Here is a 14,286-nt window from a genome sequence, read left to right on the forward strand (position 1 = left end):
CTTTTGTTATTTTCGGTCTTTAAAATGTTCCAATCTTTTATTTAATCTGATGATGCCATTAATTTTTTTGGCAATATCTTCAATGGTTTTTTGTGTTTCTTCTATAATACTATCTAATTCTTCGTCAACATCAACCTGATATTCATTCAATTCGGTATGTACACCTTTTAGTTTCGCTTCGGCCATGCGTAAGCGTCGTTTTATATTGTCATTTCGGTTAATTTTTTTAGGCGACACAATGTTAAAAGCATATAACATATAGAGCATGAAAGAGATTGGGATGCATGTTATTAGGATAATGATAAACAAAATAGCCACCGTAATATCACTGATGCCTTCGTCAAACTCTTCGCCTGCATCGTTATAATAAGCTTCTTTACAATGGTGCGACCCATCAATAGGATAGAAGGTGAAGTTTATAATGTTTTTGTAAATGTTCCACCGCCACGGAACATCTTCAGGTTTGTAATAAGCTTCCGTATAATAGCCAACACGTGAGGAAATCGTGTTGTCTGGATTGCCACCTGCAATAACATTGCCGAGTTGATCGATGGATATAAGGGTGTTAAAAAAGAAATTCATGGTTATTGCAAAGTTTTTTCAAAACAAGTACTGTCTGTAATATTGGTGTATTGCCCGTAATTAGGAATAATATCATACCCATTTTTTTTGTACAAACCAATGGCTTCAGTTTGTTTAATTCCTGTTTCTAAAATACACTTTTTATAAGATAACTCGCTGGTCCATTGCTCTAGTTCTGCTAAAAGTATGGAGGCAATTCCTTTTCCTCTCCTTTGCGGTGCCGTGTACATGCGTTTAATTTCCATAACGGAATTGTTGTACGCTTTTATAGCTCCACAGCCTAAAGGTTGATTATCTTGATAGGCTATAACAACGTGTTTTATGGTATCTGCTTTATTAAATTGTGCATAAAAAGCATGGTCTTCGCCATCTTTTTCGGCTAAGTAAATATCCAATTGTTTGGCTAGATCAATAAAATCTTTGTTTTCAGAGTTTGTTCGGACGATATTCATTTTAGGGCTTCTGTTTTTACGACGTATTACTTTTAACCTGGTTTTTAATAGCATATTAAATTAACTATTTTCATCCATTTCTAAACCTAAAAAAGAAATTTTTATCAAGAAAGCACACTTTTTGAAAGTGTAAATATTAGTTTTTGTTTAGCGCCCAAGTAAGTGCTTTTTCTTTTGTAGCTCTAAAAATAGTGTTATGTTTTTCGTCCGATTCTTCACTATAATGCCATATTAAGGTTTCTGGAGCTTGGGTTTTCATGGTTTCGGCAATTTTATTGGTGTGCACCGAAATATCTTGAGCACTAGAACCCGCAAACCAGAGTTTTGTTGGCGTTTTAGGCAGTGCCTTAAGGTACTTTTTCGTGTTTTTTTCTAAATAATGATTATTCCACCAAAGTGATGGATCTACAGCAATATAAAAATCGAAAGTTTCTGGTTTAAGTAAAAAGGTTTCCATAACAAATAAGCCAGCTAGCGATTCGCCAATGATACCTTTTTCTTTTGTAGTGCGGTATCTTTTGTTAATTTCAGGGAATAATTCTTCAGTAAAAAAGTTTCTAAAGTTTTTAGCGCCATCGGTTAAAGGACAATATTGCGCATCTTCCTTAATTTCCGAAGGACCTGTTAAATCGCGTGCTCTTTTTGTGTTTTCTACACCAACAAGAATAATTGGTGGTATGGTTTTATTTTTAATAAGTTTGGAAATCGTATTTGCTATATGTGGAAAATCTTCTTTTATTCCGCCGTCGGGCATATAAATTACGGGTAGCGCGGTATCTTTTGTTTTGAATTCTTCCGGCATCCAAACGTTAATCACTCGGGTTTCGTTTACGTATTGAGACTCTAAAGTGAAATTATCGTGTATTGGAATAAGGTCGGTTTGTGTTGCTTTTTTTGAACAGCTTATCAAAATGATTGATAATAGAAGGAGGGATAATATTTTTTTCATTTTTGAACATCTTTAATTGTGATGTTTATCGCTCTTAAATATAGTGGGGCCATGCGATTTAAGAGGTAATAAATATCTTACTTTCAAATGTTTAGCTAAAATAAGTAAAAATTTTATTCTAGACTAGAGTAAAATGAACTAAACTATTGATTTTTAAAGAGGTATCGTTTTTGCTCGGGTTGGTTTAGTTTCAGTAGTTTAATAGACTCAAAAGGTGCTTGATGGATCACACCTAAAAGGGAGTTTAAAATCCTTCAAATAAAAAAGTCCATAAAGTTTTTTTTAAACTTTTTATTTGAAGGATTGAAATTTATAATACTAACTGGGTGTAACTATGCCAGTTCATTTTTGTAATATTTTTTCTTCAGCCAAAAAGAAATACGTACCAATAAAATTAATGCAGGAACTTCTACTAATGGGCCAATAACCCCTGCGAAAGCTTGACCTGAATTTAATCCGAAAACAGCAATAGCTACAGCAATGGCTAACTCAAAATTATTTCCAGCTGCTGTAAATGCTACAGAAGCAGTTTTACTATATTCTGCACCTGTTGCTCTGGTGACAAAAAAGCCAATGATAAACATGAGTGTGAAATAGATAAGTAGTGGTACTGCAATAATTAAAACGTCCATTGGAATTTCAACAATAAGCTCGCCTTTTAGCGAAAACATAACTATAATGGTAAATAACAGCGCAATTAAAGTAAGTGGCGATATGGCTGGAATAAAGACGGTAGTGTACCAATGTAGTCCTTTTAATTTTACCAAAATATACCGACTTAAAATTCCTAATACAAACGGAAGGCCTAAATAGATAAGGACACTCTCGGCTATGGTGGCTATTGAAATATCGACTATGGCCCCTTCGAAACCAAAATAGGGTGGTAGTACGGTAATGAAAATCCAAGCATAAAAACTGTATGCAAATACTTGAAATATACTATTTAATGCAACCAAACCTGCGCCGTATTCTGTGCTGCCATCGGCGAGATCGTTCCATACCAAAACCATGGCGATACAACGTGCTAGGCCAATTAAAATGAGGCCCACCATATATTCGGGATAATCGCGTAAAAAAGTAATGGCTAAAATGAACATTAAAATAGGGCCTACAATCCAATTTAAAAATAAGGATATAGACAAAATTTTGGTGTTTTTAAAAACCTTTGGTAACAAGGCGTAATCCACTTTTGCTAAAGGTGGATACATCATTAAAATTAAACCTATGGCGATGGGTATATTCGTAGAGCCGCTACTCATGCTGTTTATAAAATCTGGAAATGTTGGTATAAAATAGCCTAAGCTAACGCCTATAGCCATAGCAACAAAAATCCATAAGGTGAGGTTTCTGTCTAAAAAACTTAATGATTTAGTCTGTGCCATAATTATAAGTTAATTTGCGAAAAAATATAAAGCATTTCGGTAGCAATTTGTAAACTTCTTTCGTTGTATTTTTCGGCCTGTTGTGGGGTGTTGTCAAAGGCTTTTGGGTCATTGTAAGTAATGGGAATACGCTGTTCGGCACCTGAAATAAATGGACACCCATTATCGGCTTGGGAGCAGGTCATTATTGCAGCAAACTCCGATTTCGGGTTAAAGCGATCGTCAAGTGTTTTTGAAAATCCAATAATAGGCATGGCATTGTCGGCATATTTAATACTATAAATAGGATTCTGAGTTTCGGCAATTTTATGAATCTCAAAACCTGAATGTTCCAACGTTTTTGCAGCCATCGGAAAAAGTGCTGTAGCTTCGGTGCCTCCCGAATAGCAAAATACATTTTTTACATTAAAATGATAAGCCATCGTTTGTGCCCAAACTTGCGATAAATGACTTCGGCGCGAGTTATGGGTGCAAATAAAATTAATTCGGATATCGGCATTACTGTCCACTTTCTTTTGAATAAATTCAACTAAAGGTTTTAGTATTTCCTTTCGTTCAGTAGTAATGGTTTCAACGTTTAATGTTGAAATTAACTGTTCAATTTTTGTATATAATATCATGCTATAAAAACGAGATTTTATTAATAGATTAGCAACATCCGCTACCTGGTGCACAGGAATTATTACTTTGAATGTCCATCATTTTTAATTTTGGTTTTTCATCCGGAATACCACATTTATCTTTAGCTAAGCAATCGGTTTGTTTACTTGTTAGTAAAAAGTTTGTGCCATCGAAATCCATTCCGAATTTGCCAATAGTTTCTGCTTGATATTCAACTTCAACTTCTAAATCGCCAATGTTTAGTGTTTTTTCAGAAAGTTCAATAATATGTAATAACTTTTCTGGGTGCAATCTGTGGTCGTAATCGTCGGCATTCCAAAGTTGGAAATTCACAACTTCTTCTTGTCTTACCGTGCCACCACAATCAATAAAATGTTTGGTTACTTTTCCAACTTCAGTAACATGAAAATGATTTGCTACTAAGTCGCCATTTGGTAATTTAAAAGCAATTTTTTCTAATGTGTTTAAAACATGTTTTACTTCTGATAATTTCATAATTCAATTTGTTTATTGCGATTATACGATTGATCTAATTAATTTTTTTTAACAACAGTCTGTTTGAGGTAAATCTTGATCTAAAAAAGCAGTCATTACAGCTTTCATTTTGGTCCAATTTTCTGGATTTATACAATAGCAAACACTCGTGCCCTCAACATTACCTTTTATTAAACCTAGTAATTTTAATTCTTTTAAATGTTGTGAAATTGTAGGTTGTGCTAGTCCTATTTCGCTTACCAAATCGCCACAAACACACGTGTTTATTTTGAATAAATGCTCTAAAATAGCTACACGTGCAGGATGCCCGAAGACTTTTGCAAACAAGGCTATTTCGTTTTGACTATCGGTGAACATTTCGGTTTTAGCTAATCCCATACTGTTATATTATTTAATTGCAATATTACGATTAAATAATGAATATGACTAATTTTAATTAAAATTTAATGTTCCTAGGGATCAAATTTAAATCGTTTGAATTGAGGTTTATGTTTAGGGTAGTAGCGTTTTAAATAGAAAAAAAATATTAAACATTATTTTCAATATCACTAATATGGTGTTCTAGAGCTTTTACCGAAATTTGAATTTCAACAATTAAAAGGGACAACGAAATAATAAGTAAAATAAGCGCCAAACCAAAGGCCCAAATGGCAATAGCATTCTGCTGAATATAAATTAAAAACATGGTAAGTACACAAAGCAGCAAGCTGGAAATACCAAAAATTTGCATACTACGGGTTAAATACAAACGTTTTTTAATGTTTTCTATTTGTGCCATTAAAACGCTGTCTTTTTTCTTTCGATACTTATCATGTAAACTTCTAATGGTAGAGGCGTAAGCCAAAAAGCGATTTGTATAAGCCAACATGATTAGCGAAATAGCTGAAAATAAAAGTGCAGGCGTGGTAAGTGTAAGTTGTTCCATAAAATAGAGTTATATAAAGGAGTAAAGTTAATTTAATTTTAAATCCCGATTGGATTTCTTGCATTAAATAACCGTTTCTAGTAGGAAGTTAGATGTAAAAACATAGTAAACAGGTAGGTAGCGTTGCTTTTGCGTTTCATTAAAATTTGGAGATTTTGTTTTGTAATACTATCTTTAAAACATGCAAGAAGATTTTCTACACTACATCTGGAAATTCAAAAAATTTGAAACCCATAATTTAAAGACTGAGGAAGGGCTTCCGGTAACGGTAAAACAAGTTGGACAGCATAATTTTAATTCGGGTCCCGATTTTTTCAATGCAAAACTTGAAATTGGTGAGCAACTTTGGGCGGGTAATGTTGAAATTCATGTAAAATCATCCGATTGGTATTTGCACAATCACGAACAAGATCTAGCTTATGATGGTGTTATTATGCATGTGGTTTGGGAACACGATACCGAAATTTTTAGAAAAGACAATACGGCAATTCCAACATTGCAAATTCGAGATTATATTGATTTTACACTTCTTAATAATTACAAAAAGCTATTCGCCAAAAGTAATACTTGGATAAATTGTGAAAATGATTTTGCTAAAACGGACGAATTTGTATTAGCACATTGGATAGAACGGTTGTATTTTGAACGCCTGCAACGTAAAACGGATTATATAGAAACCTTGTTGCAAGAGTCCCGAAACGATTGGGAAGCTGTACTTTTTAAAATGTTGGCTAAAAATTTTGGACTAAAAGTAAACGGTGATGCTTTTTTTAGTTTGGCACAGTCTATAGATTTTTCGGTGGTTCGGAAATCGCAATCTGATTTGCAGCGTTTGGAGGCTTTGCTTTTTGGACAATCAAATTTATTATCCGAAACCTTTGAAGATGCTTATTTCATAAGCCTATCAAAAGAATACAATTTTTTGAAACAAAAGTTCGGTTTAGAAAACAAGCACGTTTTACCTTTACAATTCTTTAGGTTGCGACCACCTAATTTTCCAACTATTCGTTTATCACAATTGGCAAATTTGTATCATCAACATCAGAATATATTTTCAAAAATTATAGAGACCGATACTTTGGAAGATTTTTACAAGCTCTTCAATGTGGAAACTTCCGAATTTTGGAAAACGCACTATACGTTCAAAAAAGAATCGAAACCAACATCAAAAGGAATTACAAAATCTTTCACCGATTTATTGCTCATTAACACGATATTGCCCTTGAAATTCTGTTATGCCAAACAGATGGGGCATGATATTGATTCGACTATTTTACAATTGGCTTCAGAAATTCATTCAGAAAAAAATAGTGTTATCGATGCTTTTAATCGGCTTAAAAAAATATCTAAATCGGCATTACAGTCGCAATCATTGCTTCAACTAAAAACAGAATATTGCGATAAAAATAAATGTTTACAGTGTGCTGTTGGGAATGCATTGTTAACTAAATAAACTCATTTTTAAACTAAATAAAAGTTTTATGTTTTTTAGAATAGACTTGATTATAGTAAATTGAAAAGGCTTAAATTGGCGTAATTATTCTAATAGGGAAGCGGGCTCTTTGATTGTTTAAAGTGTACTGCTCATTAAATATTTCGACAGATAAGCTTTTAAACAAATAAACTAATTCTTAAATTGCAACCATGAACAATATCTACAAGCCTTTATTGTTTTTTCAAAAACATGGTTATTATGTATGTCAACGTATTGCCGACAGGTTCGGTATTCGTGCAAAAGTGGTGCGTACGTCATTTATGTACCTCACCTTTGTAACGGTTGGTTTTGGCTTTGCATTATACTTGTTTTTGGCGTTTTGGATGCGTATTAAAGATTTAATTTACACCAAACGCTCTTCGGTTTTCGATCTGTAATTTATGAACCCATTAATTAGAATTTTTAGAACCAAAATTTATACGGCCGTATTTTTACTCGTTCTTATTCTGCTTATTGGTGTTTTTGGTTATGTTATGATTTCGGATTACACTATTATCGATGCCCTTTACATGACGGTTATTACTGTAACCACTGTGGGGTTTGGAGAAGTCGTACCGCTAGACGACGAGTCGAAAATATTTACCATTTTTTTAATTTTAACAAGTATTATAATTGTGGGTTACGCGCTATCCACAATTACCGAATATATCTTGAGCAAAGACCATATTGAAGAATTAAAACAGAAAAAGATGCAGAAGAAAATTGATAGTTTTAAAAACCATGTGATAATTTGCGGTTATGGTAGAAATGGTAAACAAGCTGCTGTAAAATTAGCAGCACACAACCGACCTTTTGTTATTGTTGAAAAAGATAAAGAAATGGTAGAGCGTCTAGAATTAGATGATGTGCCCTACGTTATAGGTAATGCTAATGAAGATGAAACATTAATGCTTGCTGGTGTAGAGCGTGCCGATTGTTTTATTTCGGCGCTGCCAAATGATGCCGATAATTTGTTTGTGGTGCTTTCTGCAAGGCAAATTAACCCAGAAATAAATATTATAAGTCGTGCGTCTCAAGAATCATCATATAAAAAATTAAAATTTGCGGGGGCCAATAATGTTATTTTACCCGATAAAATTGGTGGAGATCATATGGCATCCTTAGTTGTGGTTCCTGGATTAATGGAATTTATAGATAACCTATCTATCGTTGGTAAATCAAATATTAATATAGAAGAGGTTGCCGTAGAGAAATTACACAGTACCAGCGCTATAAAAACCATTCGCGACCTAGATTTACGTCGAAAAACAGGTTGTAGTGTAATAGGGTATAAAACTGAAAAAGGCGAATACATTGTAAATCCAGAGGCCGAATTAGAACTAGAACAGCATTCTAAAATTATTGTTTTGGGTCGTCCAGAACAAATTGAAGCATTAAATACGGAATATAATATAGAGTAGTGCTCTACGATTTTAGAGGGCTTTTCTTTAATTTACCATTTTTTTTTAGCATCTTGCTGCTTTTTAGTGTCATTTTGTAATGAAATGCTCCGTTTTGATGAAGTAAAAGTAAAATCAACACATATAAATATCTTATGAAGAAACATCTTCTTTCCATTTTTACATTAATTACACCTTTTCTAACTTTTGCACAAGAAACAGCCGAGTTAGGGATCGATCAGCAAATAGATCAAGCCTTTAAACCCGTTTCCGATTTTTTCTCAAGCGTAATCTTCTTCCAAGTATGGGGTACACCGTTTGTTTTAATCTTATTAGTGGTAAGTGCTTTATTTTTTACAATTTATTTCGGTTTTCCAAATGTTAGATATTTTGGTAAAGCAATAAAAACAGTGCGTGGTAAATATGAAGATATTGAAAAGCACGGCGCCAAGGAGCTTTATGGTGAAGGTGGTATTGCACAAGGTGTTGATATCAATACTATAGATAGTATAGAAGATCATTTAGTTAATGTAGAAAACGATTTAGCTGTAGATGGTGATATTGTAGACACTATAAGGGACGAAAGCAGCGATGGTGAAGTAAGTCACTTTCAGGCCTTAGCAACGGCTGTATCTGGTACGGTTGGTAATGGTAATATCGCAGGGGTAGCATTAGCTATCGCACTTGGCGGACCAGGAGCAACATTCTGGATGGTTATTTGCGGATTATTAGGAATGTCAACAAAATTTGTAGAATGTACTTTAGGAGTGCAATACAGGGATGTTGGTGAAGATGGTACCGTTTACGGAGGCCCAATGTATTATTTAAAGAAAGGTTTAAAAGAACGCGGTTTTGCTAAACTTGGAAAAGTTGCAGCGGTAGTATTTGCCATCTTTTGTATTGGTGGTTCTTTTGGTGGAGGTAATGCCGCACAATCTAACCAAGCCACTATTGTATTAAAAGAATTATTTGGACTTGAAAGTACGGGGGCCGGATTTTGGATTGGTATTATTTTAGCCTTTACAGTGGGGATTATCATCATTGGAGGTATTAAACGTATTGCTTCGGTTACCGAAAAAGTAGTGCCGTTTATGGCATTATTGTATATTTTATGTTGTTTATACATCATATTAAGTAATTTCACACTTATTGATGATGCTTTTGGCTTAATTTTTCAAGAAGCATTTAACCCGAAAGCTATCGGTGTTGGTGGTTTTATTGGTGTGTTATTAGTTGGGTTTAAGCGTGCAGCATTTTCTAATGAAGCAGGTGCCGGTTCAGCGTCTATTGCGCATTCAGCAGTACGAACTAAATATTCAGCAAGTGAAGGTTTAGTAGCCTTATTAGAGCCTTTTATTGATACGGTAGTGATTTGTACTATGACGGCTTTAGTGATTATTATTTTCAACTTCGGAGGGTTCTTCGAGTATGGAGATGTTACAGGTCAAGGTGTGGCTATTATAAATGGTGAATCTTTTGAAGGTGCTGGTATTACAGCCAAAGCTTTTGCAGAGTATATTCCTTATTCTAATATATTCTTAACTATTGCAGTGGTATTATTCGCAGTATCAACCATGATTTCTTGGTCGTATTACGGGTTACAATCTTGGAAGTTTTTATTCGGAAGAGGGAAAGCAGCAGATTTAACATATAAAATCTTATTTTTAACTTTCGTTGTTATTGGTGCAGCAGCAAGTATGAAATCTATCTGGGATTTCTCAGATGCGATGATATTCGCAATGGTGTTCCCTAACATGATTGGTCTTTATTTCTTATTCCCAGTCGTTAAAAAACAATTGAATAGATATTTAGATGCTATCAAGCTTAAAAAAGATGCTTTAGAAAATTAATATTTAAAATTTTAACATATGAAATCCCATGTTACGTTTACTAAAAGTCAGCGGCATGGGATTTTTTTATTGACGCTACTCATCATTATACTGCAATGCGTTTATTTTTTTGTCGATTTTTCTTCGGAAGATACACAAAGTAACAATATCGCGTTAGCAAGCTTTACCAAAGAGATTGATTCCTTAAAGTTAATTGAATTAGAAAACCGGAAACCTAAGATATTTCCATTCAATCCTAATTTTATAACCGATTATAAAGGGGCTTCTTTAGGGATGAGCAACGAAGAAATCGATAGATTACTTGCTTTCAGAAAACAAGACAAATGGGTTAACTCCATCAATCAGTTCCAAGAAGTAACTAAAGTTTCAGATTCATTGTTAAATCGTATTTCACCCTATTTTAAATTCCCCGAATGGATTACAAAAGCCAAACCGGTTACAACACCTGTTCGCAATTCATATAAAACAAAAAAGAAAACCTTTGCCCAAAAACAAGATTTAAACACGGCAACAGCGGTACAATTACAAAAAGTATACGGTATTGGCGCATCGTTTTCTAGTCGTATTATAAAGTACAGAAACAAGTTTGTTGGCGGCTTTATTGCGGACGAACAATTGCAAGCTATTTATGGGTTAAATCCAGAAACTATTGAGAATATCAAAGCAGATTTTACCGTAAAAACCCCACGACAGGTGCAAAAATTAAATTTAAACACCGCCACCATCGATCAACTGGTAACGGTAGAGTTTATAGATTACGATGTAGCGCACCATATTGTTGAACAACGCCACTTGCGCGAAGGTTTTAAAACCTTTGACGAATTAATAAAAGTAAAAGACTTCCCAGTAAATAGAATAGAGATAATTAAATTATATTTGCTCATCGATAAAATAAACTAATGAATAGCATGTATTTCACAGAAGAGCACCAGCTTTTTAGAGAAAGTCTTAAAGATTTTTTACAGAAAGAAGTCGTTCCTCACATCGAAAAATGGGAACAAACCGGTGTTATAGACCGTTTTATTTGGAAAAAATTTGGAGATATGGGATTCCTCGGAATCAACTATCCTGAAGCTTATGGCGGTATGAATTTAGATTTATTCTACACTGTAATTCTTCTTGAAGAACTTCAAAAAATAAACTCAGGCGGTTTTGCAGCAGCCATTTGGGCACACATGTATTTAGCCATGACGCACCTTAATGCCGAAGGCGACGAAACCATAAAACAAAACTATTTAGTGCCAAGTATTTCTGGCGACAAAATAGGGTGTTTATGTATAACCGAACCTTTTGGAGGTAGCGATGTTGCAGGTTTGCGTACCACAGCTGTAAAAAAAGGAGATTCGTATATTATTAATGGTTCAAAAACTTTTATCACCAATGGCGTGCTAAGCGATTACTTAATTGTAGCCGCAAAAACAAGTCCAGAGTTAGGTAATAAGGGTATCAGTATTTTTGTAATAGACCGCGATACCAAAGGTATTTCGGCAACCAAACTTGATAAATTAGGCTGGCGCGCTTCCGACACTGGAGAAATCGCTTTTGATAATGTTGAAATTCCAGCAAGCCAACTTATGGGGGAAGAAAATAAAGGCTTCCCATACATCATGCAGCATTTTGCATTAGAACGTTTAATTATGGGAATAAACGCCCATGCACGTGCCGAATTTGCTTTAGAATACGCTTTAAAATACATGAGCGAACGCCAAGCTTTCGGAAAAACTATCGATCAATTTCAAGCTCTACGCCACAATATAGCCGATTTATACACCGATACTGAAATCTGTAAAGAATTCAATTACTCGGTCGCTTATCGTTTAAATAAAGGCGAATACGTAGTGAAAGAAGCTACGATGTCCAAATTGAAATCCACCAAAGTGGCCGACGAGGTGATCTACCAATGCTTACAATTTTTAGGCGGCTACGGCTACATGGAAGATTACCCAATGGCACGCCTACTTCGCGACAGCCGATTAGGACCTATAGGTGGAGGAACCTCAGAAATTCTACGAGAAATTATTGCAAAAATGGTTATCGATAAAAAAGAATACCGTCCAGCAACAAAATAAAACACACTTGTAAAACGGATAAGTATCATCTTGTTTTGGGCAAATTACGCCCTTAAAAGATGGTGCTTTTATGTTTATGTCAGTTAATCCAGCACGTTTAGTTTTTCTTATAAAAATAGGCTAGGGCGCAACCACGCTTTCCGCTATATCTTTTGTTTGGGCAATCTTAAAGCTGCGTTTTTATTAAGAACCTGTTGGTTGTTTAATGCATTTTAGAGTATTCAACTAAAAACAAAAGGATGCCGCATCAATCGTTTTTGCAGGGTAAACTCGTCAAAATTAAGTGTAACAGCAGAGGTGTTTTACATCCTAAATTCAGCAATAAAAAAAAGTTATAAAAATATAATTGATAGTAAATAAATGTTTTTATATTTGCAGCCTGAAAATTCTAAAAGAGAGGAGGTTATGACACTATGTTAATAATACCAGTAAAAGATGGAGAAAATATAGATAGAGCGTTAAAGCGTTACAAGCGTAAGTTTGTAAAAACAACGGTTAAAAACCAGTTGAATACACGCAAACAATTTAACAAACCTTCTATTGTACGTAGAGCTCAGGTTCAAAAAGCACAATACATCCAAGGAATGAGAGACGCAGAAGAAGTTTAATTTTTCTGTTCTACTAATATAAATCCCGCAACTTGCGGGATTTTTTTTGCTTTAAACTCTCGAAAAACTATCGGGTTAAAAGTTGTATTCAGCATTTTAAAACGATAACTTTATAACTTCAAAATATGTTTATATGCCCTTTCAATCATTTACAGATTATCTTTTGCTCGAAAAAAACTATTCGGCATTAACCGTAAAGGCGTATCAAACAGATTTAAAAGGGTTTTCAGAATTTGTCAAAACCGAATTTGACGAAACATATATCAGCGATGTTAGTTATACCCAAATTAGAAGTTGGATTGTATCGTTGGTAGAAAAAAATATTTCAAACCGAACCATCAACCGGAAAATTTCATCATTAAACACTTATTATAAATTTTTATTGAAAATAGGGGAGATCACTTTAAATCCTTTAGCGAAACACCGTGCTTTAAAAACAAGTAAAAAAATGCAGGTACCTTTTTCCGAAGTAGAAGTAAAAAACGTTTTAAACGACTTTAATTTTGGAAACGATTTTGAGAGTCTACGTAATAAACTCATCATCGAGCTGTTTTACACAACTGGAATTCGACGTATAGAATTAGTGGAATTAAAGATAACCAGTTTTAATACAGGCGATAAAACATTAAAAGTATTAGGTAAACGAAATAAGGAACGGATTATACCGCTTTTAGGCTCGGTAATAGAAACCTGTAACATCTATTTAAAAGCGCGAAACGAGCTAGAAGACATCGTAGATTACGATAACTTATTTTTAACAAAAAAAGGTGTTAAAATATACGAAACACTTGTTTACAGAATAATAAAAGAGTATTTTAGTTTAGCATCTACAAAGGTGAAAAAGAGTCCCCATATTTTAAGGCATTCTTTTGCAACACACTTACTAAATCAAGGTGCCGATTTAAATGCTGTTAAAGAACTTCTTGGTCATTCAAGTCTAGCAGCAACACAAATATATACGCATAATAGTATTGCCGAATTAAAAAAGGTTCATATTAGTGCGCATCCTAGAAGTAAAAAATAGCACCTCATACAAGCATTCTATGTTATGATGTGTAATAGAAGAATAACTTAATAAATGTTTAACCAAAAACACGAGTATGAAAGTAAACACCCAAGCCGTAAATTTTAATGCAGATCAAAAATTAATAGATTTTATTCAAAAAAGAATGGATAAATTGGATATGTTTTATGATAAAGTCATTAAATCGGATGTTTTTTTAAAAGTAGAAAACATCTCTGATAAGGAAAATAAGATATTTGAGGCTCGCGTAAGTGTCCCTGGCGATAGTTTTGTTGTGAAAAAGCAATGTAAAAGCTTCGAAGAAGGAGCCGATATGGCTGTAGCGTCCCTAGAAAGACAGTTAAAAAAACGAAAAGAAAAATTAAGAGCGCATTCATAGAAGGCGTGTAGACCTGTAAACTAGTTTAGTTTTAAGTTCATTTACATAAAATTAAAACTTTATCGAAATATTTTTT

At 34.0% G+C, this 14,286-nt stretch carries 17 protein-coding genes; 9 read left to right on the top strand and 8 right to left on the bottom strand.

The features are described from left to right. Nucleotides 1–6: 6 nt before the first annotated feature. The 8 genes from QWY92_RS13220 to QWY92_RS13255 all read right to left on the bottom strand — a co-directional run bounded on the left by QWY92_RS13220 (nucleotide 7) and on the right by QWY92_RS13255 (nucleotide 5,406). Nucleotides 7–582: a hypothetical protein gene (locus tag QWY92_RS13220; RefSeq protein ID WP_290272054.1), complete on the bottom strand. Its 576-nt coding sequence runs from the start codon at nucleotides 580–582 to the stop codon at nucleotides 7–9. A gap of 2 nt (nucleotides 583–584) precedes the next feature. Further along, on the bottom strand, nucleotides 585–1,088 hold the full coding sequence (locus QWY92_RS13225; RefSeq protein ID WP_290272056.1) for a GNAT family N-acetyltransferase: 504 nt from the start codon (nucleotides 1,086–1,088) through the stop codon (nucleotides 585–587). Nucleotides 1,089–1,170: 82 nt separating this feature from the next. Then, a complete protein-coding gene (locus QWY92_RS13230) occupies nucleotides 1,171–1,983 on the bottom strand; it encodes an alpha/beta hydrolase (RefSeq protein ID WP_290272058.1) in 813 nt (270 codons plus the stop codon). A gap of 332 nt (nucleotides 1,984–2,315) precedes the next feature. After that, nucleotides 2,316–3,365, bottom strand: a complete 1,050-nt coding sequence (arsB, locus tag QWY92_RS13235; RefSeq protein ID WP_290272061.1) for an ACR3 family arsenite efflux transporter — start codon at nucleotides 3,363–3,365, stop codon at nucleotides 2,316–2,318. A 2-nt stretch (nucleotides 3,366–3,367) separates the two neighbouring features. Beyond that, nucleotides 3,368–3,985 carry an arsenate-mycothiol transferase ArsC gene (locus QWY92_RS13240; protein WP_290272063.1) on the bottom strand — a complete coding sequence of 206 codons (618 nt, stop codon included), beginning with the start codon at nucleotides 3,983–3,985 and terminating at the stop codon, nucleotides 3,368–3,370. 28 nt (nucleotides 3,986–4,013) lie between these two features. After that, nucleotides 4,014–4,481, bottom strand: coding sequence for a DUF6428 family protein (locus QWY92_RS13245; protein WP_290272065.1), 468 nt, complete (start codon nucleotides 4,479–4,481; stop codon nucleotides 4,014–4,016). Nucleotides 4,482–4,529: 48 nt separating this feature from the next. Continuing rightward, entirely contained in the window at nucleotides 4,530–4,859 is a 330-nt protein-coding gene (locus tag QWY92_RS13250; protein WP_290272068.1) for an ArsR/SmtB family transcription factor, read from the bottom strand. Between the two features lie 148 nt (nucleotides 4,860–5,007). Continuing rightward, a complete protein-coding gene (locus QWY92_RS13255) occupies nucleotides 5,008–5,406 on the bottom strand; it encodes a DUF2721 domain-containing protein (RefSeq protein WP_290272070.1) in 399 nt (132 codons plus the stop codon). Nucleotides 5,407–5,587: 181 nt separating this feature from the next. On the opposite strand from QWY92_RS13255, the gene QWY92_RS13260 reads away from it, so the two are divergent. The 9 genes from QWY92_RS13260 to hpf all read left to right on the top strand — a co-directional run bounded on the left by QWY92_RS13260 (nucleotide 5,588) and on the right by hpf (nucleotide 14,210). Continuing rightward, complete coding sequence (locus QWY92_RS13260; protein ID WP_290272071.1) at nucleotides 5,588–6,859, top strand: DUF2851 family protein; 1,272 nt, start codon at nucleotides 5,588–5,590, stop codon at nucleotides 6,857–6,859. A gap of 191 nt (nucleotides 6,860–7,050) precedes the next feature. Beyond that, nucleotides 7,051–7,278 carry a PspC domain-containing protein gene (locus tag QWY92_RS13265; RefSeq protein WP_158847702.1) on the top strand — a complete coding sequence of 76 codons (228 nt, stop codon included), beginning with the start codon at nucleotides 7,051–7,053 and terminating at the stop codon, nucleotides 7,276–7,278. 3 nt (nucleotides 7,279–7,281) lie between these two features. Beyond that, nucleotides 7,282–8,301 (top strand): potassium channel family protein, encoded by a 1,020-nt coding sequence (locus tag QWY92_RS13270; protein ID WP_290272072.1) that lies wholly within the window; start codon nucleotides 7,282–7,284, stop codon nucleotides 8,299–8,301. Nucleotides 8,302–8,435: 134 nt separating this feature from the next. Beyond that, nucleotides 8,436–10,130 (top strand): alanine/glycine:cation symporter family protein, encoded by a 1,695-nt coding sequence (locus QWY92_RS13275; RefSeq protein ID WP_290272073.1) that lies wholly within the window; start codon nucleotides 8,436–8,438, stop codon nucleotides 10,128–10,130. Between the two features lie 18 nt (nucleotides 10,131–10,148). Next, a complete protein-coding gene (locus QWY92_RS13280; RefSeq protein WP_290272075.1) occupies nucleotides 10,149–11,030 on the top strand; it encodes a ComEA family DNA-binding protein in 882 nt (293 codons plus the stop codon). After that, nucleotides 11,030–12,199, top strand: coding sequence for an acyl-CoA dehydrogenase family protein (locus QWY92_RS13285; protein ID WP_290272077.1), 1,170 nt, complete (start codon nucleotides 11,030–11,032; stop codon nucleotides 12,197–12,199). The genes QWY92_RS13280 and QWY92_RS13285 overlap by 1 nt, the downstream gene beginning before the upstream one ends. 413 nt (nucleotides 12,200–12,612) lie before the next feature. After that, entirely contained in the window at nucleotides 12,613–12,807 is a 195-nt protein-coding gene (rpsU, locus tag QWY92_RS13290; RefSeq protein ID WP_290272079.1) for a 30S ribosomal protein S21, read from the top strand. A gap of 133 nt (nucleotides 12,808–12,940) precedes the next feature. Continuing rightward, nucleotides 12,941–13,831, top strand: a complete 891-nt coding sequence (locus QWY92_RS13295) for a tyrosine-type recombinase/integrase (protein ID WP_290272080.1) — start codon at nucleotides 12,941–12,943, stop codon at nucleotides 13,829–13,831. A gap of 76 nt (nucleotides 13,832–13,907) precedes the next feature. Next, nucleotides 13,908–14,210 (top strand): ribosome hibernation-promoting factor, HPF/YfiA family, encoded by a 303-nt coding sequence (gene hpf / locus QWY92_RS13300; RefSeq protein ID WP_290272082.1) that lies wholly within the window; start codon nucleotides 13,908–13,910, stop codon nucleotides 14,208–14,210. The last annotated feature ends 76 nt before the right edge of the window (nucleotides 14,211–14,286 follow it).

This window comes from Algibacter miyuki, assembly GCF_030409805.1.
GTDB classification, from domain to species: Bacteria; Bacteroidota; Bacteroidia; order Flavobacteriales; family Flavobacteriaceae; genus Algibacter; species Algibacter miyuki.